21 protein-coding genes are annotated in these 19,778 nt (G+C 62.8%); 14 read left to right on the top strand and 7 right to left on the bottom strand.

The window, feature by feature from the left end; translation table 11 throughout:
* The first annotated feature begins 5 nt into the window (after positions 1–5).
* Complete coding sequence (locus tag NKH54_RS01300) at positions 6–1,508, top strand: sugar ABC transporter ATP-binding protein (RefSeq protein ID WP_353027752.1); 1,503 nt, start codon at positions 6–8, stop codon at positions 1,506–1,508.
* 4 nt (positions 1,509–1,512) lie between these two features.
* On the top strand, positions 1,513–2,481 hold the full coding sequence (locus tag NKH54_RS01305; RefSeq protein WP_023704158.1) for an ABC transporter permease: 969 nt from the start codon (positions 1,513–1,515) through the stop codon (positions 2,479–2,481).
* Between the two features lie 74 nt (positions 2,482–2,555).
* On the opposite strand, the gene gloA is transcribed toward NKH54_RS01305, so the two are convergent.
* Positions 2,556–2,966 (bottom strand): lactoylglutathione lyase, encoded by a 411-nt coding sequence (gene gloA / locus NKH54_RS01310; RefSeq protein ID WP_019856614.1) that lies wholly within the window; start codon positions 2,964–2,966, stop codon positions 2,556–2,558.
* A 157-nt stretch (positions 2,967–3,123) separates the two neighbouring features.
* Between gloA and NKH54_RS01315 the strand changes: the two genes are divergently transcribed.
* Positions 3,124–4,566, top strand: a complete 1,443-nt coding sequence (locus NKH54_RS01315) for an FAD-binding oxidoreductase (RefSeq protein WP_353027605.1) — start codon at positions 3,124–3,126, stop codon at positions 4,564–4,566.
* A 3-nt stretch (positions 4,567–4,569) separates the two neighbouring features.
* Positions 4,570–5,364, top strand: a complete 795-nt coding sequence (locus NKH54_RS01320; RefSeq protein ID WP_353027606.1) for a FadR/GntR family transcriptional regulator — start codon at positions 4,570–4,572, stop codon at positions 5,362–5,364.
* A gap of 320 nt (positions 5,365–5,684) precedes the next feature.
* On the opposite strand, the gene NKH54_RS01325 is transcribed toward NKH54_RS01320, so the two are convergent.
* Entirely contained in the window at positions 5,685–6,572 is an 888-nt protein-coding gene (locus NKH54_RS01325; RefSeq protein WP_023698608.1) for an AraC family transcriptional regulator, read from the bottom strand.
* 355 nt (positions 6,573–6,927) lie between these two features.
* Here NKH54_RS01325 and NKH54_RS01330 point away from each other — a divergent pair, with 355 nt between their 5' ends.
* Together NKH54_RS01330 and NKH54_RS01335 are read left to right on the top strand one after the other, a co-directional pair.
* Complete coding sequence (locus NKH54_RS01330) at positions 6,928–7,275, top strand: AAA family ATPase (RefSeq protein ID WP_353027607.1); 348 nt, start codon at positions 6,928–6,930, stop codon at positions 7,273–7,275.
* 43 nt (positions 7,276–7,318) lie between these two features.
* Positions 7,319–8,914, top strand: a complete 1,596-nt coding sequence (locus NKH54_RS01335; RefSeq protein WP_353027608.1) for an ATP-dependent nuclease — start codon at positions 7,319–7,321, stop codon at positions 8,912–8,914.
* Positions 8,915–8,948: 34 nt separating this feature from the next.
* On the opposite strand, the gene NKH54_RS01340 is transcribed toward NKH54_RS01335, so the two are convergent.
* Complete coding sequence (locus NKH54_RS01340) at positions 8,949–9,947, bottom strand: NAD(P)-dependent oxidoreductase (protein WP_353027753.1); 999 nt, start codon at positions 9,945–9,947, stop codon at positions 8,949–8,951.
* Positions 9,948–9,985: 38 nt separating this feature from the next.
* Here NKH54_RS01340 and NKH54_RS01345 point away from each other — a divergent pair, with 38 nt between their 5' ends.
* From NKH54_RS01345 to NKH54_RS01355, 3 genes are all read left to right on the top strand, one after another.
* On the top strand, positions 9,986–10,726 hold the full coding sequence (locus NKH54_RS01345) for a FadR/GntR family transcriptional regulator (RefSeq protein ID WP_353027609.1): 741 nt from the start codon (positions 9,986–9,988) through the stop codon (positions 10,724–10,726).
* Positions 10,727–10,972: 246 nt separating this feature from the next.
* Positions 10,973–11,959 carry an aldo/keto reductase gene (locus tag NKH54_RS01350; RefSeq protein WP_353027610.1) on the top strand — a complete coding sequence of 329 codons (987 nt, stop codon included), beginning with the start codon at positions 10,973–10,975 and terminating at the stop codon, positions 11,957–11,959.
* A gap of 208 nt (positions 11,960–12,167) precedes the next feature.
* On the top strand, positions 12,168–13,316 hold the full coding sequence (locus tag NKH54_RS01355; RefSeq protein WP_023733545.1) for an extracellular catalytic domain type 1 short-chain-length polyhydroxyalkanoate depolymerase: 1,149 nt from the start codon (positions 12,168–12,170) through the stop codon (positions 13,314–13,316).
* A gap of 53 nt (positions 13,317–13,369) precedes the next feature.
* Here NKH54_RS01355 and NKH54_RS01360 read toward each other — a convergent pair whose 3' ends face one another.
* The 4 genes from NKH54_RS01360 to NKH54_RS01375 form a co-directional block, all read right to left on the bottom strand.
* A complete protein-coding gene (locus tag NKH54_RS01360) occupies positions 13,370–13,990 on the bottom strand; it encodes a hypothetical protein (protein ID WP_353027611.1) in 621 nt (206 codons plus the stop codon).
* 181 nt (positions 13,991–14,171) lie between these two features.
* Complete coding sequence (locus NKH54_RS01365) at positions 14,172–14,777, bottom strand: general stress protein (RefSeq protein WP_353027612.1); 606 nt, start codon at positions 14,775–14,777, stop codon at positions 14,172–14,174.
* Positions 14,778–14,808: 31 nt separating this feature from the next.
* Complete coding sequence (locus NKH54_RS01370) at positions 14,809–15,561, bottom strand: DUF4142 domain-containing protein (protein ID WP_353027613.1); 753 nt, start codon at positions 15,559–15,561, stop codon at positions 14,809–14,811.
* A 259-nt stretch (positions 15,562–15,820) separates the two neighbouring features.
* Positions 15,821–16,141 (bottom strand): hypothetical protein, encoded by a 321-nt coding sequence (locus NKH54_RS01375; RefSeq protein WP_353027614.1) that lies wholly within the window; start codon positions 16,139–16,141, stop codon positions 15,821–15,823.
* Here NKH54_RS01375 and NKH54_RS01380 point away from each other — a divergent pair.
* The 5 genes from NKH54_RS01380 to NKH54_RS01405 all read left to right on the top strand — a co-directional run bounded on the left by NKH54_RS01380 (position 16,140) and on the right by NKH54_RS01405 (position 19,320).
* Entirely contained in the window at positions 16,140–16,502 is a 363-nt protein-coding gene (locus NKH54_RS01380) for a hypothetical protein (RefSeq protein ID WP_353027615.1), read from the top strand. The two genes, NKH54_RS01375 and NKH54_RS01380, sit on opposite strands and share 2 nt — an antisense overlap.
* A 147-nt stretch (positions 16,503–16,649) precedes the next feature.
* Entirely contained in the window at positions 16,650–17,237 is a 588-nt protein-coding gene (locus NKH54_RS01385; RefSeq protein WP_023704145.1) for a TetR/AcrR family transcriptional regulator, read from the top strand.
* A gap of 107 nt (positions 17,238–17,344) precedes the next feature.
* Entirely contained in the window at positions 17,345–17,920 is a 576-nt protein-coding gene (locus NKH54_RS01390; protein WP_023704144.1) for a DUF308 domain-containing protein, read from the top strand.
* Between the two features lie 397 nt (positions 17,921–18,317).
* Entirely contained in the window at positions 18,318–18,587 is a 270-nt protein-coding gene (locus tag NKH54_RS01400; RefSeq protein WP_023726509.1) for a PilZ domain-containing protein, read from the top strand.
* A gap of 184 nt (positions 18,588–18,771) precedes the next feature.
* Entirely contained in the window at positions 18,772–19,320 is a 549-nt protein-coding gene (locus NKH54_RS01405) for a dihydrofolate reductase family protein (RefSeq protein ID WP_023744134.1), read from the top strand.
* Positions 19,321–19,778 lie beyond the last annotated feature (458 nt).

The raw sequence follows: 19,778 nt of genomic DNA on the forward strand, positions 1-19,778 counted from the left end.
ACGCCATGCTGCAGGCGTCCAACATCATCAAGAATTTCCCCGGCGTGCAGGCGCTGCGCGACGTCTCCATTGAGGTGCGGCCCAATGAAGTTGTCGGGCTGATCGGCGAGAACGGCGCCGGCAAGTCGACGCTGATGCGGGTGCTGGCCGGCGGCTACCGGCCGGATGGCGGCTCGCTCACACTGGACGGCGAACAGCTGCGCATGCGCAACGCCCGTGATGCGGCCAGGCATGGCATCGGCATGGTGTTCCAGGAGCAGTCGCTGGTGCTCAACCTGACGGTCGCCGAAAACATCTATCTCGGCGAAGAGGACCGCTTCACCCGCTTCGGCCTGGTCAATTGGCGCGCCATGAACGCAGCGGCGCGGCGGCAACTGGCCAAGATCGGCATCGACATCGACGTCATCGCGCGCACCTCCGAACTCACCTTCGCGGCGCGCCAGATGGTCGAGCTGGCCAAGGCGCTGACCCTGGAGGAAGTGGTCGAGCGGCAGTTGCTGATCCTGCTCGACGAGCCGACCTCGGTGCTCAACGCCGCCGACATCGAGGTGCTGTTCGCGCGGGTGCGCTCGCTCAAATCCCGCGCCAGCTTCGTCTTCGTCTCGCACCGCCTCGACGAGGTGCTCAATATCTCCGACCGCGTCTACACGATGAAGGATGGCGCCGTCGTTGCCGAACATCGTGCAGCCGAAGTCACCGCGCCTGAGCTGCACGAGATCATGGTCGGGCGCGGCCTGCAGGCCGAATATTACCGTGAGGCCCGCCAGCTGGCGCCGCGCGATACCGTGATGGTCGAGGCCAAGGGGCTTGGCGCCAACGGTTTCTATCACGGCGTCGATCTCTCGATCCGGGCCGGCGAGATTGTCGGCATTGCCGGCGTCGTCGGCTCCGGCCGCGAGGAGGTGACGCGCACCGTTGGCGGCTTCGTCCAGCATGATGCCGGCGAGATGAAAATCGCCGGCGATGCCGTGCGCTTCTCCTCGCCGGAGCCGGCTGTGCGCAAGGGCATCGGCTATGTCCCGCGCGAGCGCCGGCTCGAAGGGCTGGTGATGTTCCTGTCGATCGCGGAGAACATTTCGCTGGCCGATCTCTCCAGCGTCATGCGCCATGGCGCCATCGACTATGGCAAGGAGCGCCGGCTTGCCGCCGACTGGATCAAACGGCTGCGCATCAAGGCGCCCGGCCCCGATGCCGCCTGCCGCAAGCTCAGCGGCGGCAACCAGCAGAAGGTGGTGCTGGCGCGCTGGATGACGGCGGGCTCGCGCATCCTGGTGCTCGACCATCCCACACGCGGCCTCGATGTCGGCGCCAAGGAGGAGGTCTACGAATTGGTGCGCGATCTCTCGGCGCAAGGCGTGGCGATCCTTTTAATTTCCGACACGCTGGAGGAAACGATCGGCCTGTCGCACCAGGTGCTGGTGATGCGCGACGGCGAGATCACCGCGCGCTTCGATGCCAGTCCGGGCAACAAGCCGAACCAGGTCGATCTTCTCAGGGCAATGGTGTGAACCGATGAATGAGGCGTTCTCCATCAGGCAGGTTTTCGAGGGCAAGTGGACGCAAGGCGCCATTCCGCTGATCCTGCTTGTCGGCCTGCTTTTGATCATTGAGATCGCCGCGCCCGGCTTCCTCACCGGCGAAACCGTGGCGCTTTTGTTTGCCAACACTGCCGTGCTGTTCATCCTGGCGACCGGCGTCACCTTCGCCATCCTGCTTGGCGGCATCGATTTGTCGATCCAGGCGGTGGCATCGCTGGCCAGCGTCATCCTGGCGCAATTGCTGCCTTCGCTCGGCCTTGCCGCCTTTCCGGTGGCGATCCTGTCGGGGCTCGCCTTCGGCGTGTTGAGCGGCGTCGTTCACGTCAAGCTACGCGTGCCGTCCTTCGTCGCGACACTCGCCACCGGCGGCGTGGTCACCGGCCTGGCGCTCTGGGTCTCCAATGGCCGCGCCATCACCATCGAGGAAGGTGGCCGAGAAAACACGGCGTGGATCAACGCCACCATCATCGGCATTCCGGTGGTGGTGCTGATTTCGGCGGTCATCGGCATCGCCGCCTTTCTGGCGCTGCGCTACACACGCTTCGGCCGGCAAGCGATCGCGGTCGGCGCCGGCGAACCGGCGGCGTGGGCCGCGGGCATCAATGTCGACCGCACCAAGATCATCGCCTTTGCCGCGTCGGGTATGCTCGCGGCCATCGCCGGCATCGTGCTGGCAGCCAGGCTGTCGAGCGGTTCGCCGGTGCTGGCCAACCAGCTGCTGCTGCCGGCCATCGCCGCCGTCATCGTCGGCGGCACGGCGATCACCGGCGGGCTCGGCGGCGTTGCCCGCACGGCGGTCGGCGCGCTGATCATCTCGATCGTGCGCATCGGCATGACCTTCGTCGGCGTCAATATTTTCCTGGAAAACATGGTGTTCGGCGCGGTGCTCATTGCCGCCGTCGCCATTACCATCGACCGCAGCAAGATCGCGGTCATCAAGTGATCCCGCCTCCCAGGCAAGCGCGGACAGGACGGGACCGCATCGGCGCGAGGCCGATGCGGTCCGGCCCGATCGGATTACATCGTGTCGAGGCCGATCAGCTCGATCTTGTAGCCATCGGGGTCTTCGACGAAAGCGATGTGGGTGGTGCCGTGCTGCATCGGGCCGGGCTTGCGCGGGATCTTGGCGCCGCGCTTTTCCAGTTCGGCGCAGACCGCGTAGATGTCATTGACGCCGAGCGCCAGGTGGCCGAAGCCGGTGCCGATCTCATAGGGTTCCTCGCGGCCCCAGTTCAGCGTCAGCTCGACGACGGCTTCCTTGTCCTCGGGGCCGTAGCCGACAAAGGCGTTGGTGAACTTGCCGCCGGGATAGTCGTCGCGGCGCAGCAAGGTCATGCCGAGCACTTCGGTGTAGAAGGCGATCGACTTGTCGAGGTCGAGCACCCTGATCATGGTGTGCATATAGCGAAAGCCCGGGGCGTCGCTCATTGGGGAAGTCCTCCGAATTCTGTGATTTGCGGGTCTGATCATCCACATCGCACGCTTGGCGGCAAGCCTCGCTTGAGGTTCTCAATCAGGGTTGTATGATAACACGACAACGCCGGTATTTGTCCAGCCGTTTTGCCGAGGGGCCCAGAGCCAATCCATGAATGCCGTGCCGCCACCCTCCGCATCGCAGATCGCAGCCCTGGCCGGCTTGCTGCCGAATGGCGGGCTGCTGACCGAGGAAGTGGATCTGGCGCGCTACAGCCGAGATTGGTCGGGCGATCATTTCGGCCGGCCGCTGGCGGTGGCGCGGCCCTCTTCGGTGGAGGAAATGTCGGCGCTGATGCGGTTCTGCCATGCCGAGCGCATTCCGGTCGTGCCGCAAGGCGGCCTGACCGGGCTCGTCGGCGCCGCAGTGGCGGCGGATGGCGGCGAGATCGTCATCTCGCTGGAGCGCATGAATAGGATTCGCTCGATCAGCCCGATCGACTTCGCCATGGTGGTCGAGGCCGGCTGCATTCTCGAGGACGCCAAGCGCGCCGCCGAAGCGAGCGACTGCCTGCTGCCGATCACTTTCGGCGCGCAGGGCGGCTGCCGCATCGGCGGCAATGTCGCCACCAATGCCGGCGGCTTCAACGTGCTGCGCTACGGCATGACGCGCGACCTGGTGCTTGGCCTCGAAGTGGTGCTGGCCGACGGCCGCATCTGGAACGGGCTGAAAGTGCTGCGCAAGGACAATCGCGGCTATGATCTGAAGCAGATTTTCATCGGCAGCGAGGGCACGCTGGGCATCGTCACCGCGGCGGCGCTGAAGCTGTTTCCCAAGCCGACGCAGATCGAAACAGCACTTGTCGGCTTGCGCTCGGTCGAGGATGCGATGGCACTCTATGCCCGCGCCCGGCGCGATTGCAGCGATTTGCTCACCGCCTTCGAACTGATCCTGCGCGGCGGCATCGAGATCACCATGCGCGAAGGCCAGGATTTTCCCGATCCGCTCAGCCAGCCCTATCCCGTCTATGTGCTGATCGAGGTGTCGTCGGGCGGGCTGATCGACCTCTCCAATATGCTGCTGGGGTTTCTCGGCAGCGTCGAGGACATCGTCGAGAACGGCGTCATCGCTTCGACCAGGGCTCAAGGTGAGCGGTTGTGGCTCTACCGCGAGATCATGGTCGAGCGGCAGGGCAGGGGCGGGCGCTACCTGCGCACCGATGTGTCGGTGCCGATCTCCAGGCTTGCCGATTTCGTCACCGATGCGCTGGCCGCCTTGGAGAAAGCCCGGCCCGACGCGCTGGCCGTCACCTACGGCCATGTCGGCGACGGCAACATCCACCTCAACGTCGTGCCGCCGGAAGGCATGGGCACCGAGGCGATGGAACATCTGTTCGAGCAGGCGGAAGCCGAGATCTTCACCGTCGTCGATCGCTATGGCGGCTCTATCAGCGCCGAGCACGGCATCGGCCGGGTCAAGCAGAAGGCGTTCCTCGAACGCATCGATCCGGTGACGCTCGACCTCGCCGCCGGCATCAAGGACGCATTCGACCCGCGCCACATTCTCAGCAACGGCCGCATTCTGGCGTCCGCACCCGCCGTCGACTATAGGTGAGCGATGACGCTGAAACTCGACAAGGTCAATCGCGGCCCACACCTCTCCACTCTGGTGGCCAGTTCCATCTCGCGCGAGATCGCGCAAGGCCGGCTGAAGCCGGGTGACCAGCTGCCGACCGAGGCGGCGCTGGCAACCACTTTCGGGGTCAGCCGCAACGTGGTGCGCGAGGCGATCGCGCGGCTGCGCTCGGAAGGCCGAATCTGGTCGCAGCAGGGGCGCGGCGCCTTCGTGGTCGAGAGCAACAACCCGACGGTGCTGACCATCGACCATGAGACGCTGCAGCGCGCCGATTCGTTCCGCAACCTCTTCGAACTGCGCGGCATCCTCGAAGTGCAGGCGGCGGCCCTTGCCGCCAAGCGGCGCAGCCACGCCGATCTCAAAGCCATGGGCGATGCGCTGTCCGGCATGCGCGCCGCGCCGTATGGCAGCGTCGCCTGGCTGCGCAGCGACCTCGAATTCCACCGCACCGTCGCCGAGGCGACGCGCAATTCCTACATGGGCCAGTTCCTGGTCTTCGTGTCCGAGCGGGTGCGCGAAAGCATTCTCGCCGCCGGCAACCAGCAAAAGTCGGACGACATGGCCCGCATCACGCTCGGCGAACATGAGCGCATCCTGAGAGCGATCCGTGCCGGCGACGCCGAAGGAGCACAAGCCGCCATGCGCGACCACCTGGCGGGTGCGGCGTTGCGGGTGGGGTTGCATGAGGGGGAAGCTGCGGAGATAGCGCCGGGGCCCGAGGCAGCGTCTCCGGTGCGGCATTCGCGGTTGCGGAAGGCTGTGCGCGGGCAGGCTTAGGGATAGCCTTGCCTTGTCCGCGCGCTGGGCCAATCGCCTATGGCGGCGCTGACCCCCACTCCGTCTCGGCTTCGCCGAGCCACCTTGCCGGGGCGAGCCACGGGTCTCGCCCGTCCTTCGGACCCCCCATTTCATGGGGGATGAGGAAATGCCAATCTCCGAGATCGCAGCCCTTCAAAAGCTTGGGTTTCCTCTCCCCCACGAATGTGGGTAGAGGTGGCTCGGCGAAGCCGAGACGGAGTGGGGGAGCGCCATATCAGATGTCACTCGGTCGTCGGCTCACCAGCTCAGGGCCGGAGATAGGCCGCCACCCCACCGCGCTATTTCAGCGGCAAAAACAGCTCAAGCACCACCTCACGCACCGGTCCGTTCGACGAAAAGTGCCGTTGGCAATAGATCGGAAAGTCGCGCGCCTCCTCGCCGCTGGCCGGAAGCCATTCGCGGTACAGGTAAAGCGCTGCCGGCTCGAGATTGTTGGTGTTGCCGGGATAGCGCAGCACCGCGCAGCGTCCGGCGGGGATCACGCCGGCCTTCATCTGCGCGTCCTCGATCCGCCCGCCTTCTACCGGCAGGTCGGTTCCGGCACAAATATCCATGCTGTAATCGGCCGGGTTCGCCGGCTCCCTTTCGGAACGGAAGATGTTGAAGGTCGGGCTTGTCTCGGGCGAGAGGCCGGCCGCCTTGCGCCAGGCGATGAAGCGCTGGATGGTGTCCTGGAGCGTCGCCCGGTCGCCGCGATGCTCCATGATCGCCACCGGCGTCGGCGGCACATCGCGGATCATCACGTCGGCGGGTTCGAAGATTATCTGCATGAGCGTGGTCCTTGCTTTGTCGAGCGGCCCGAAGGCCATGAGCCACGCCCCCCAGTCGGGAGACTTCCGGAACGACGAAGGCGATTGTCCGAACCGTTGCCGAAAGGCGCGGGCGAAGGCATCCGGTGCGTCGTAACCGGCATCCATCGCTATGTCGGTGACGCTTTGGGCGTCGCTCTCGGCAAGCCGGTACGAAGCGCGCTTCAGGCGGGCGAGCTGGACATAGCGATGCACGGACAAGCCGAAGGTTGATGTGAACTGCCGGTGGAAATGGAATTTCGAGAACGCCGCGACGCCGCTTAGCGCCTCCAGGCCCAGATCGTCGTCCAGATGCTGGTCTATGTGGTCCAGCACCCTCTGCATCCGGGCATGGTAGTTTTCAAGTGGCGTCTTCATTCCGTGTCTTCTGTGGCGGCACCAGATAGGCCTTTCCGGATATGCCGCGCTCGACCGATCTTGCGGTTTGGCATGGATGGACCGGTGTGGCCAGATCAAGTTTCCCCAAGGACCGGGCCAACTGTCGTTGCTTTAGAGCCAAAGTGGCAATAGAGAGGATAGTTGGGTTGGATTGGTGATGTTACGTTCGCGTAAGCGCATGGCACGCTCGTGCAAGAAGCGGACATCTTGGGGGAAGTCATCAACGACTTTGCGCGATTTAACTGGAAGAAGACTTCCTATTGTGCAGCCTCCGACGGTTTGATGAAAGCGTGGTAGTTATTCGAGTTATCTCTTATTTTTCCTGGGAGCCTTCGTGGAATTGAAAACTATCCAGATACGAAACTTCCGCTCCGTCGAAGATTCCGGAGTTTTCTCCGTAGAGCATCTCACGTGCCTCGTGGGAAAAAACGAGGCGGGGAAAACCGCGATCCTCCAGGCTTTGGCGGGACTAAACCCGCACCCCGCTACGCCTTTCCAGTATGATATTGAGCGCGATTACCCTAAGCGGTTCCTTGCCCGCTATAGCGAGCGGCATAAGGACGAAGAGGCGATTATTGCCACCACAACCTGGGAGATCAACGACGCCCAAAAAGCCCTTATCGCGGCTGAGTTCGGCTCAGAGGCGGTGACGGGCAACCAGGTTATTATTACCCGCTCTTAATGGCGCTGAAGTTCCCCACTGGACCGTTCCGATAAATGACAGCATGGCTATCAATTATTTGATTGCTCATGCGACCTTTTCAGCCCCCGACAAAAGTCAGTTAGGCACCCCCTCAACGAGTGCTGAACTCGTCGCGAAGTTGCAGGAACTTGCAGGCTCAAACCCCAAGCACAGGGCGCTTCTCGAAAAGCTATCAAGCTACCCACATTCATCAGTGCCCGGCCGTGTAATGCAAATCCTCCAGCCCTCCTTCCCTCAATTTATGTATTTTTCCGTCTACGACCGGATGAATGCCGTCGTGCATTTACCCACACTCAACGATCGGGAGGGCGACGGCACTCTCTTCACGAACGACCAGCTTCGCGGGGATCGCCTTTTTTGGGAGTTTCTAGAGTACTCGGGTGTATCTCTGAATGATATTCTTGGAGCTACAACTTTCGAGAGCTTCAATGCCCGGCTGCAAGCTGCCTCTAACGTGCTAACAGAAGAAATCCTTGAGTACTGGACCCAAAACCAGGACATCGAAGTTCGCGTTAGCGTGGCAGAAGGTAGGTCCGGTGATCCGGTACCCTTCAACTCAGGTGCAGTTGGTCGGGCGCGTATCTACAACCAACTCCATAGGGCAGACACATCCTTCTCGGAACGAAGCGCCGGCTTCACCTGGTTTTTCTCCTTCCTCATCAAGTTCGACCGGGTCAAGAAGGAAGCTACGGGGAAAGTTCTGCTCTTGCTCGATGAACCGGGCCTCACATTGCATGGCCTCGCTCAAGCTGACTTGCTCCGTTATTTCTCGGAGAAGCTCTCGCCTCACCATCAGATGATCTACTCGACACACTCACCGTTCATGGTGCCGCATGAGAACTTGATGGCGTCTCGGATCGTACAAGACCTCGTCAAGGTCGGCGACAATGGACGCCGAACGCCAACTGGCACCCAGGTTCGCGAAGATGTGCTTAACGCGGACCGGGACTCGGTCTTCCCATTACAGGGTGCTCTTGGCTACTCCCTCACGCAGACGCTCTTTGTAGGTAAGCACACGATCCTCGTCGAGGGCCCTGGCGACATCCTTTATCTGCAGGCGCTTTCCGCTGAGCTTGGGCGCCGGAGCAGGACTGGGCTTGATCCGAATTGGGTTCTCTGCCCGGCGGGCGGCATCGACAAGATCCACGCCTTTGTGTCGCTCTTTGGCGGCAACAACCTCGATGTGATTGCGCTATCCGACTACACCAAAAAGGACCGCAACAAGCTTGACGCCCTGAGGCGCAGTCAGATCATCAAAGACGGCGGCGTCCTAACAGTGGCCGACTTCACCGCTCAGGAAGAAGCAGATGTCGAGGACCTATTCGACCCGCAACTTTTCTGTGCCATCGTGAACAAGACCTATGGCCTTTCCGGGGGAAATGAACTCGACCCCGCGAAGCTCAAAGCAGCCGACGAAAGCACCGAGCGACAAGTAAAGAAGGCCGAAGCATACTTCCGGATCTTGCCAGAGAGCATACCGGAGTTCGACCATTTTACCCCGTCGGCGTGGCTCCTTGCCAATCCCGGAACCTTGAGCGGTGATGCACCGGAGGTTGTGAGTACGCTGAGTCGAGCAGAGACGCTTTTCAAAGCGCTCAATGCGCTCCAGAAACGGTAGGCTCGCTTACTTTGGTTCCGCCGTGGGGTGATCGCTAGTGATGGGTGGCGATAGGTGGCCCATCACTCCCCGCCGCCTCCACCAACTTCACCCCATTCAGCCCCGCGACAATATCAGACAGCGCCGGCACGAATTTCTCGCCATGGCCTGTTGTGACGGCCGTAGCGAACCCATTGCGCACCGCGGCGCCGATCGGGTTGGCGATGCCGGCGGCCTGGGCGAAGGAGGCGAGGTAGGTCATGTCCTTCAGCGCATTGGCGATGGCGAAGCGTTGGGCGTTTTCGTTGCGGTTGAGGACGAAGTCGAAGAAGGCCTGGTAGAAGCCGCAATCCATGCGGCTGCCGGAGATGACACTGTTGAAGACCTGCGGCGTCAGCCCGGCCTTGGCGCCGAGGCTCAGCGCTTCCGAATAGATCGCGGAATAGCCCATCGAAACGAAATTGTTGAGCAGCTTCATGGTGTGGCCGCTGCCGGTCGGGCCGGTGTGGACGACACGCGCGGCGAAGGCTTCGAGCACCGGCCGCGCTCGGGCGACGATCTCGGCCGTACCGCCGACCATGACGTCGAGCTTGCCCTCGGTGGCTTCCTTGGGCGTGCGCGCCAGCGGCGCGTCGATCAGCGTCATGCCCTGCTCCGCGAGGTCGGCGGCAAGCGCTGTCGTCGATGACGGGTTGGAGGTCGAGCAGTCGATGATCAGCAGCGGCGTCTTGGCCGAGGCCAGTCCGTCCGGGCCCTTGACCAGTGCCTCGACCTCGCGCGAGCCGGTGACGCACAGGATGACGATGTCGCAGGCAGCGGCGAGGTCGCGCGGGCTGGCCGCTTCAGTGGCACCGGCCGCAATCAGCCGGTCGGCTGCGGTGCGGCTGCGGTGGACATGCACCGTCAGCGGCCAGCCTTTGCGCAGCAGATTGTCGGCCATGCCGGCGCCCATGCTGCCCAGGCCGATGAAGCCGATGCGTTCTTTCATGCAATCCTCCCATGGCTCGTGCCAGCGGGCCGAACTTTCGTCACCTTGCGGCGGGCACCCGTCGATGCAATTCTTTGAACAAGAATCGAACCGGAGTCGCGCTGATGGCGGAGCCCATGACTTTCGACGCCATACCGCAGGCGCCCAACCTGCGGACGGGTCTGGTCAACACGCTGATCGCGCAGATCGAATCCGGTGACCTTGCGCCGGGGCAGCGGCTGCCGACCGAGCAGGAGATTGTTGCTGCCACAGGCGTCAGCCGCACCGTGGTGCGCGAGGCGCTGGCGGCGCTGCGTGCGCGCGGGCTGATTACCACGCGCCAGGGGCTCGGCGCCTTCGTCGCCAAGGATCCGCCTCCGAAGACGTTTTCCGTGCTGCCCGACGATCTCGAATCGATCGACGAGGTGCTGCGCGTGCTCGAACTGCGCATGGGCATCGAGGTCGAAGCGACCGGCCTTGCCGCCGAGCGGCGCAGCGAGGCGGCGCTCCAGCAGATGAGCGCGCGGCTCGATGCGCTGGAAGCGGCGGTGCGTGCCGGCGGCTCCGGCTCGGAAGAGGATTTCGGCTTCCACCGCGCCATTCTCGCTGCGACGCAGAACCCGAATTTCACCCGGTTGTTCGACACGTTCGGCAGCGCCATGATCCCGCGCCATTGGACGCGGCTCGACCGGATGACGGAGGCTGAGCGGGAAAAATATCTCGACCGCATGCAGCGCGAGCACCGCGCCATTCTCGGGGCCATCGGAGCCAGGGACGTCAATGCCGCGCGGCGCGCCATGCGCAGCCATCTGACCAAAAGCTATGCCCGCTTCGAGGATCTGCGCAACAAGGCTGTTCACGATTAGGGGGCCAACCACGGTTGACGGACTGCTCATCCGGCGACCCCGTCGGAGATCGAATTCGCGAATCAGCGACATGTTCCTCCCGGCTCGAAATCGTTGCAATCTTACCGGGTTGTCATACAACCCTGTGATCTGGTAAATCCAAGGAAGAGGGATGTCAATCGCGTTGCCATGCGGTATGAGGCTCCCCGAAAAATCGCAATCATGGAGCCGGCATTGCCGGCGAAGCCGCAAGTCAGGAACAGCGAGATGCATTCACGGAAATTTGGCCGTACCGGCAGATCAGTCAGCGAGATCGGCTTCGGCGCCTGGGCAATCGGCGCAGCCTGGGGCGAGGTCAATGACGGCGATGCGGTCGCCGCCCTGCATGCTGCGCTCGATGCCGGCGTCAGCTTCCTCGACACCGCCGACGTCTATGGCGACGGCCGTTCGGAAAAGCTGATCGCACGGGTGATGAAGGAACGCGGTGGCGCGCGCCCGTTCATCGCCACCAAGGCCGGACGGCGGCTGCCGAAGCAGACGGTCGAGGGCTACAGCGTCGAGAACCTCACCGGCTGGATCGACCGCAGCCTGAAATACCTCGAGACCGACACGCTCGACCTGGTGCAGCTGCATTGCCCGCCGACCGATCTCTACTATCATCCGGAGGTGTTCGAGCGTCTCGACAAGCTCACCGAGCAGGGCAAGATCCGCAATTACGGCGTCAGCGTCGAGCGTGTCGAAGAGGCGCTGAAGGCGATGCAATATCCCGGCGTCGTCAGCGTGCAGATCATCTTCAACGCCTTCCGCCAGCGCCCGGCCGAGCTGTTCTTCGACCAGGCGAAAAAGAACGATGTCGCCGTCATCGCCCGCGTGCCGCTGGCCAGCGGCCTGTTGTCCGGCAAGTTCAGGGCGGACACCAAGTTCGAGACCACCGACCATCGCCTGTTCAACAGGAAAGGCGAAGCCTTCGATGTCGGCGAGACGTTTTCGGGCGTGCCCTATGAGGTCGGCCTAGCGGCGGTCGAGAAGGTGCGGCCGCTGGTGTCAGGCGACACCACGATGGCGAAATTCGCTCTGCGCTGGATCCTGATGTTCGACGCTGTGACGGTTGTCATTCCCGGCGCCCGCAATCCGGCGCAGGCGGTTTCCAATGCGGAAGCGGCGGAGCTTGCGCCGTTGTCCTCCGAGTCGATGGCCAAGGTGAAGGCGGTCTACGACGAGAACATCAAGCCCTACGTGCATCAGCGCTGGTAACCCGGCGCCTGCCGGCCTCGATCGGCTGACTGACCAGAGGTCAGCCGGGCCAAATTGCGTTCGTCCGTCACAAGCCGTGCAGCGGATTCTATGATCCATCGGTCATTTAATCGGCCGCGCCGCTTGTTATTGTGCAGTGCAGCAACGATATTGCTGCGTGTGCGTTGTGTGCACGAGTCTGCCCATTCCGGCGCGCAAGGATACCGATTTGCGAGACATATCCGATACGATCGCCCGGCTGAGCGCGATGCGCGGCCGGCCAGCCGGTGCAGGACAGAGCAAGGACGATCACCTGTCCGAGATGACAGGGTTCGGGTCCAATCCCGGCGCCTTGCGCGCGCGGTTTTATCTCCCTGAAAACCTGCCGAAGCAGGCAGCGCTGGTCGTGGTGCTGCATGGCTGTACCCAGAATGCAGCCGCTTACGATCATGGTTCCGGCTGGACCGAACTTGCTGCCGAGCAGGGTTTTGCCGTGCTTCTCCCCGAGCAGCAGCGCGCCAACAACGCCAATCTTTGCTTCAACTGGTTCGTGCCGGGCGATGTAAGCCGCGACAGCGGCGAGGCACTGTCCATCCGCCAGATGATCGAGGCGGCGGTGGTCACCCACGGTCTCGACCGCAAGCGGATATTCGTCACCGGTCTTTCCGCCGGCGGCGCCATGGCGGCGGTGATGCTGGCGACCTACCCGGACGTGTTTGCCGGTGGCGCGATCATTGCCGGGCTTGCCTATGGCAGCGCCTCGACCATCCCCGAAGCCTTCGACCGCATGCGTGGCCATGGCGGACCGTCCAGAAGCGACCTGCAGCGTCTGTTGCGGGAAGCTTCGCCGCACAAGGGGCCGTGGCCGAGGATTTCGGTCTGGCAGGGCTCGGCCGATACGACCGTGGTGCCTTCCAATGCCGACGCGGTGCTGGCGCAATGGCAGGGCGTGCACGGCCTCGCTCAAGCGCCGACACGCACGGAAAAGGTCGACGGTCAGGGCCGAAAAGTCTGGTGCGATGGCAAAGGCCGCGACGTGGTCGAGGCATACAGCATTGCCGGCATGGGCCATGGCACGCCATTGCAGGCGAGCGGCGACAATGCTCTCGGCAAAGCAGGGCCGTTCATGCTGGATGTCGGGATTTCCTCGACGCGCCACATCGCCCGTTTCTGGGGGCTGACGAAGCCAGACGTACGACGCGCGGCGAAAGCCGAGGCCGCTTCAGGCACTGCATTGCAGCCTTTCTCGCCGAAGGAAAAACCGCGAGCTGTCCGTGTCGATCCGGCCCCGGAGCCTGTCAATCCGCCAAGCGGTCCGGCGGGCGGGATTACCAAGGTCATCGAGGACGCGCTCAGGGCAGCGGGATTGATGCGCTGAGGCTGAGGCTCGCCCCGCACACGCCCAAAATACAAGGGCAAGCGCCAGCATCATTATCGCAGCAGGCCTTCGTCCTCGAACGCATCCCAGCCCTTCAATCCGGGCGCCGGGCCGTCCGTGTTCCGGGCCTTCCTCGCAGTGCGAGCCCGGCCGGTGCCCTTTCCCGCGCGCGTCAGCGCGGCCTTGCCCGCACCGCGCCGCCTGTTCTCGGCGACCGCCTGGACATCCTGCTCTCTCCAGACGGTTGCCAGATCGCGGTCCAGGACGTCCTCGATGTGGCGCGGGTCGAAAACGTGGAAGGTGACAGACTTTGATCGCCCACGCATCTTGACGGTGCGTGTGCCGGTGCTTTGCAGCCGACCGTCCTTGAGCCATTTGTGGCGCTCGCGCGAAGAGATCGTAAGGATATCCTCGACCTCGCGTGGAAGCACAGGCAGCGCTTCCACTCCCTCCAGTGTTTTGGAGATATTGGCAGAGGCGGCCTTGAACGCTTCCGCTTCGGATCTCGACATTCGCAATGCGATGCGGCCCGTCTCGGCCTTGACGTGCTTCCTGACTGCCCATAGCAGTCGGGCTCTGACTTCACGTTCGATCCCCTTGGAGCGCACGGCGGACCCGAGTGTCGCTGACGGCGACAACGGCCATTCGGCAATCAGTTGCGGGGACGGGCACATGTTTTCCTGGGCTGGTTTCGTTGGTTCGATGCTAACACGGCAAGAGCCGGTCAAGCCAAGGCAACAGCGAAAAGGGGCAGGTCCGAATAGAACCCGCCCCTTATGGCCGAATCTGAACGTCGCTTGCAGTGCGCCGACAGCACCTTCGGCCCCGCCGCCGTACGGCGACGGGGCTCGATGATCAGAGTGGGCTGGCGTTGCGCGTTCTGTCGCGCTCGGCCTCGATGTCGGTGTAGGGGTCGGCATTGGCATCGAAGCCGGTCCAGCCACCGGCTTCATAGGCGCGTCGGCGGTCTTGCAGATCGACCGAGTTGGACTCGCCAAGAATACGCTCGGCCTCATCGGCGAGTTCGTCACTGACCCTGGCGGTCACCATCGTGCCACCGCGGCGAACGCCCTCCGCATAGACATGCGCATCCCTTTCGGGGACGCCTGACTCGGTCAGCGCCCCGACGATGCCGCCGGCAGCGCCACCGATGACCGCGCCGCCAACGGCGCCGACCGCGGTGGCGGCCAGCCATCCTGCGGCCACGACCGGACCGACGCCCGGAATGGCCATGATGCCGAGCCCTGTCAGAAGCCCGCCGGCGCCGCCAATGACGGCTCCGAGACCGGCGCCGCCGGCTGCATCCTCGGCGGCGTTGGAGGTGTCGCCATCGTCGTACCAGTCATCCGAATTGTTGGCGACGATGCTGATGTCGGACTGCGGCACGCCGATTGCCTCCAGTTCGCCGACGGCATCGGAGGCATCATCGTAGTTGTCGAAAAGTCCTGTTACGGTTTTCATGGTCTTGATCTCCTCGATCTGGTTCAGAGGTTCAGTTGGCGCCGGCAACGACGTTGCCCTGATAATCGAGCGCCACGGTCGTGGTCTTGCCATCCTTGGTGGCCTGACCGCGCCAGATGCCCTGCTCGTCCTTGGTCAGCTTGGACACGCCGGAGAAGCCGGCATCCTGAATGCGGCTCTTGGCCTGATCCTCGGTGAAGCTGTTGGCACCCGGGACCGGGGCGGCCGGATTGGTGGTGTCGGTCGTGCTCACGGCAGGGGTGGTGGAGCTGGTGGTCGAGGATGCATTGTCGGCGGAAGCGATCTTCTCGACCATTTCCTGATGCATTTTGAGCGTCGGCAAGGTCTCGGAGGCGAAGGTCTTCAGCTGCGCGTTGTCGCCGTCCTTGGCATAGCTCTCGAACAGCGTGACCGCCTCCGAATGCGCATCGCGCTGCATCTGGACATAGGGCTTGTCGACGGCATCGTTGGCATTCTGCAGAGCCTCCAGATCGGCCTTGTGCTTGGCGTCCAGCTCCGTCGGCACTTTCAGCTTCTGTTCGCCGGCGATGGTCGCAAGCTTGGCGTTGGCGGCGCCGTGATCGTCGATCATCTTCTTGGCGAAATCCTTGACGCCTTGATCCTGGGCCTTGCCTTCTGCGATCTTGCTGGAGTCCACTTCGAACAGGCCGCCGATGGCAGCCTTGTCGACAAAGTCCTGAGCACTGTCGGCGGCGAAGGCGGGCAGGGCGAACATCATGGCTGTGGCGGTGGCCAGCGAAGCTAGAAGAACACGTGTTTTCATGGACAGAGATCCTCGTTGGGGCACACATCGTGCTGTGAGCCTAACCAGTGCGGCCAAGCTTTGTTCCGCCGCCCAAGCGTTATAACCGGGAGGGTCGATGCCGCGATGATGGCCCCTCATCCTCGGCTTTTTGCGCCTTTGCCATGTCGACGCTGAGGACAGCGGCCGGCTCGACGGGCGCCTTGCAAGTCGATCAAAAAGGGAAACGAGGCCCTTGGCCGCCGGCAAATGAACACCGCCCGCGGTGGCCTATCGAGGTTCAGCGATCGTTGCGTTCGAGGCGGCGCGCAACCTCTGTTTGTGCGACCTGCAGCAGCGTGTCTATTTCGAACATCGCCGCCGCATGGCCGCCGTCGCGAATGACACGGCGGGCGCGGTGGAGCAGGTCGGAGACCGTCCGCAGCGTTTCAGCATGGCTCGATCGATTCGACAAATGCGTGCCCTCCATCAGCCACAACCGTTGGATCGGGAGAGTGTTCCCAAAGTTGGCGGCCGGCCCGGCGAATGACCGTGACGGCAGGCAGCGGAACCATCCTTGTCCGTTGGCCGTTCCCCCTGCCTCAACGAAAGGAACAGCCATGGCCGAGAACGACACCCCGAAGGACACCCCGAAGGACACCCCGAAGATTTCTGCCCGAGAGGCCCAGGAGGCCCTGGAGAAGCAGGTCGCATCGCTGAGGCGCGAGATCAGCAAGATCAACCGGACGCTTGCCGACCGCGCAGAAGATGCCGTCGGCGAAGCCGGCGGCTGGTACGGCAGCGCGACCGAGCGCGCGGCACGGGCAACGCAGCAGCTGAGATCGCAGGCGCAGACGGTGTCCGAAGCCGTCCAGCAAAATCCCGGCACCATCAGCAGCGCTTTCGTGCTTGGCGGCATTGCCGGGCTGTTGATCGGCATGCTGCTCGGGCAAAGCCAGGAACGCGACCGAGGCTGGTTCTAGCGAGGTATCTTACGACCTATTGCGCCCGCCGGCTTTGCCGGCGGGCCTTGTATGTATGGACGCCAGATCAGTATCGCTTGAGTGAAAAGCTCCCCGCTCCGAAATTCGGCGTTGACGGCTAGTCCTACTAGTAGGTAGGTAAACGCCATGAGCAACCTTGTGGCGACTTCCGATCAGATTCTGGCGTCCGCGCGAAACTTCATCGTGGCCGGCGGCTACAACGGATTCAGCTATGCCGATATCGCCGGCGAGGTGGGGATCCGCAAGGCGAGCATCCACCATCATTTCCCCAGCAAGGTCGATCTTGTCCGCACGCTTGTGGCGCGCCATCGCGAGCGTACCGAGGCAGGCATGGCAGATCTGGAAAGTAAACTCCCAGACCCGCTTGCACTGCTTCAGACCTATGCCGACTACTGGGCAAAATGCATCGAGGATGCGAGCGTTCCGTTTTGCGTCTGCGCGCTGCTTGCCAGCGAACTCCCGGCGCTCCCGGCTGAAATTGCCGTCGAAGTGCGGGCTTACTTCAGGTTTCTGTCGTCCTGGTTGACCAGGGTCATGGAGCGCGGCGCCGAGCAGGGGGTTCTCGGATTTGCAGGCTCGGCGGAGCTGGAGGCAGAGACCTTCATGGCGACCGTTCATGGCGCCATGCTGTCCGCGCGCGCCTATGGCAACCCCGCCATCTTCGGCGCCATTCTGACGCCGACCGTTCAGCGTCTGTCTCGGAAGGTTCACTAACAGGGAATTTGCGCGACAGGGGCGGCGAGCCCCTCCGCCGAATTCTCTTCGACGCATCCATCGTACCTACCTTCTAGTAGGTAAACACAAAAAAGGAAAATCCGAAAATGCTTGTCAAGACGAATGAAGCCAACCAATCCTCGTGGCTCAAGAGCTACTATTTCATACGCTTTGCCGTGGCGGCGGCCTGGGTGCTGCTGGCCTTTACTGCCTCCAGGACAATGCCGTCCCTGGCAGCCATCATGTTGGTCGCCTATCCCGCCTGGGATGCGCTGGCCAATTTCGTCGACGCCCAGCGCAGCGGCGGGCTAAGCCGCAACAAGACGCAGCTGCTGAATTTGGTCATCAGCATCATCACCACGGCGGCGGTCGCCATTGCTCTGGGCAAAAGCATGAATGCGGTGCTCGCGGTGTTCGGCGTCTGGGCGGTCCTGTCGGGCCTTTTTCAGTTGGCAACCGCAGTCCGGCGCTGGAAGTCCGGCGCGCAGTGGGCAATGGTGCTGAGTGGCGCCCAGTCGGCGCTGGCCGGCATCTTTTTTGTGAGGATGGCTGGCAGCGCTGCGACGGTCGGCATCACCGATGTCGCGCCCTATGCCGCGTTCGGCGCCTTTTACTTCCTGGTCTCGGCAGCCTGGCTGACGGTGAGCGACGCGCGGCGCAAGGCGGCTGAGGCCGCCGGCTGAGGCGCCGATCGTTCGAAACGGGATTTGTGGTCGCCGCCGCCTGCGTGGCGCCCTCGACAGGTGAGTTGAGTTTCCCTGCCGCGGTCGTATGTTGTTGACCGCAGTGGAGGATCACAAATGCCCATTCGACGCAAAGCCACCGAGGCCGGCGTTTTGCAGCCATCCGAACTCGAGCTGTTGGGCCGTGTATTCGAGCAGCTTAAGCGCGACGGTCAGTCGCCCGAAGCACGCGACGCCATCGCATCCCGGATTATCGCGAAATTATCGCGAACTATATGGCCGGCGTGGTCGACGAAGCCGAGCTCGTCAGTCTTTCGAGGCAACCGCTGGGCCGGTAGTGCGCTTTCCATTCCGGGTTCAGAAGAGTTTCAGGTCGTCAAATCAGAGGGATAAGGCAATGCCGGCTGACCCACCGATAGAGCGACGGTCGCATATCCGTGATCTTGTTCTGAAGGAAGCGACAATCCGCGTTGGCGACGCCAGTATCAATTGTCTGGTTTGTAACCAGCACGCCCACGGTGCGGAGCTGCGGGTCAAGGCCGATATCGCAATCCCCGACCGTTTCGTCCTTCACGTGCCGGTCGATCATACCAGCTATCGCGCCGTGGTGCGGTGGAGACGGAACGAGCGACTTGGGGTGCAGCTTGATTCGGGAAGGCAGGCCTAGATGGCGGTAGCCGGGACGGATCACCCAGCTGTTCAAGTGCAGGGTTGATGGGACAAGGCAGGGCTCGTTTGCGGCACGAACGCTTCTTCCATGCTGCTTGCGATTTGCAATCAGTTGCTATAGCGTCTGACTGCTTGCATTACAAGCGGTTGGTCCGTGGACCCACTAGGTGAAGGCGCTGCTTTTGGGCAAACTTATCTTGGGAATGAACGTTTCCATCGATGGCTATGTCGATGACCTTGCCGGAAATCTGGTCATGGGCGCACCAAGCCAGAAGCACTTCGAGTACTGGATCGAGACGATTCGCAACCATGCCGGCGCTGTGTATGGCCGCCGGATGTACGAGGTCATGCGCTATTGGGACGATGATCACGCGGAATGGGATGCTTCGCTTCGCCAGTTCGCGACACTCTGGCGCAAGCTGCCCAAATGGGTCGTTTCGCGCACACTTTCACGGGTCGGCCCGAACGCCACCCTCATCTCCGGCGATATTGAAGCGCAGATTCGCGAGATCGCGGCCCGCACGGAGGGTATCCTGAGCGTTTCCGGTCCGGAACTGGCCGGTCTTATGACCGGGCTGGGCCTGATTGAGGAATATCACCTGCACGTGAGGCCGTTCGTGCTCGGCAAGGGCAAGCCTTTCTTCCACGAGGCAAGGCCTCCGCTGCAACTGGTGTCGAGCACATTGATCGATGACGATACGGTTCATATGATCTATGTGCCGCGAGGCTGAACGATAAGGCGCTTCAGCGCCAACATGCGAACCAACACGTACGTTCGCAGTGGGCCTGGTCCCGGCCTTCGCACCGAGGTCTCACATGTCAGCTTGCGTGCTGCGTACCCAAGCAGCAGAGGGTCTGCTGTCGGCCGAAAATCTGCCGGTCAGCAATGCGCCCCATGCCGGTCAAAGAGGCCTTGCCGCCGTTCCTCCATAAGCAGACATTGCAGACCTACAGGGACATCGCTTTTACGCCCGAAGCGCCGCTTCGGTTGCTCCTTCAGTGACCTGGCGGCCCAAGGGCGTCGTCCACCACCGCCCGCCCTGGTCCGCAACTCACCGTTGCCAGCGGCTCTGCTCCTGGCCTTCCCGCGATGACCGAGCGGGTAGTGAAACATCATGGTCAAGCCTGAAAAGCAAGGTCCAACCTAGCCGCCTTTCCAGGCCTGCGTCATCATCGTCCAGCAGTTCAG

Origin of the sequence: Mesorhizobium sp. M1004, from assembly GCF_040318795.1 — a bacterium.
GTDB lineage: Bacteria > Pseudomonadota > Alphaproteobacteria > Rhizobiales > Rhizobiaceae > Mesorhizobium.

What these genes read in the sequence shown, in the direction of transcription:
- NKH54_RS01300 (WP_353027752.1), top strand. Translation starts at nt 6, where the DNA reads ATGCTGCAGGCGTCCAACATCATCAAGAATTTCCCCGGCGTGCAGGCG.
- NKH54_RS01305 (WP_023704158.1), top strand. Translation starts at nt 1,513, where the DNA reads ATGAATGAGGCGTTCTCCATCAGGCAGGTTTTCGAGGGCAAGTGGACG.
- gloA (WP_019856614.1), bottom strand. Translation starts at nt 2,966, where the DNA reads ATGAGCGACGCCCCGGGCTTTCGCTATATGCACACCATGATCAGGGTG.
- NKH54_RS01315 (WP_353027605.1), top strand. Translation starts at nt 3,124, where the DNA reads ATGAATGCCGTGCCGCCACCCTCCGCATCGCAGATCGCAGCCCTGGCC.
- NKH54_RS01320 (WP_353027606.1), top strand. Translation starts at nt 4,570, where the DNA reads ATGACGCTGAAACTCGACAAGGTCAATCGCGGCCCACACCTCTCCACT.
- NKH54_RS01325 (WP_023698608.1), bottom strand. Translation starts at nt 6,572, where the DNA reads ATGAAGACGCCACTTGAAAACTACCATGCCCGGATGCAGAGGGTGCTG.
- NKH54_RS01335 (WP_353027608.1), top strand. Translation starts at nt 7,319, where the DNA reads ATGGCTATCAATTATTTGATTGCTCATGCGACCTTTTCAGCCCCCGAC.
- NKH54_RS01345 (WP_353027609.1), top strand. Translation starts at nt 9,986, where the DNA reads ATGGCGGAGCCCATGACTTTCGACGCCATACCGCAGGCGCCCAACCTG.
- NKH54_RS01350 (WP_353027610.1), top strand. Translation starts at nt 10,973, where the DNA reads ATGCATTCACGGAAATTTGGCCGTACCGGCAGATCAGTCAGCGAGATC.
- NKH54_RS01360 (WP_353027611.1), bottom strand. Translation starts at nt 13,990, where the DNA reads ATGTGCCCGTCCCCGCAACTGATTGCCGAATGGCCGTTGTCGCCGTCA.
- NKH54_RS01365 (WP_353027612.1), bottom strand. Translation starts at nt 14,777, where the DNA reads ATGAAAACCGTAACAGGACTTTTCGACAACTACGATGATGCCTCCGAT.
- NKH54_RS01370 (WP_353027613.1), bottom strand. Translation starts at nt 15,561, where the DNA reads ATGAAAACACGTGTTCTTCTAGCTTCGCTGGCCACCGCCACAGCCATG.
- NKH54_RS01380 (WP_353027615.1), top strand. Translation starts at nt 16,140, where the DNA reads ATGGCCGAGAACGACACCCCGAAGGACACCCCGAAGGACACCCCGAAG.
- NKH54_RS01375 (WP_353027614.1), bottom strand. Translation starts at nt 16,141, where the DNA reads ATGGCTGTTCCTTTCGTTGAGGCAGGGGGAACGGCCAACGGACAAGGA.
- NKH54_RS01385 (WP_023704145.1), top strand. Translation starts at nt 16,650, where the DNA reads ATGAGCAACCTTGTGGCGACTTCCGATCAGATTCTGGCGTCCGCGCGA.
- NKH54_RS01390 (WP_023704144.1), top strand. Translation starts at nt 17,345, where the DNA reads ATGCTTGTCAAGACGAATGAAGCCAACCAATCCTCGTGGCTCAAGAGC.
- NKH54_RS01400 (WP_023726509.1), top strand. Translation starts at nt 18,318, where the DNA reads ATGCCGGCTGACCCACCGATAGAGCGACGGTCGCATATCCGTGATCTT.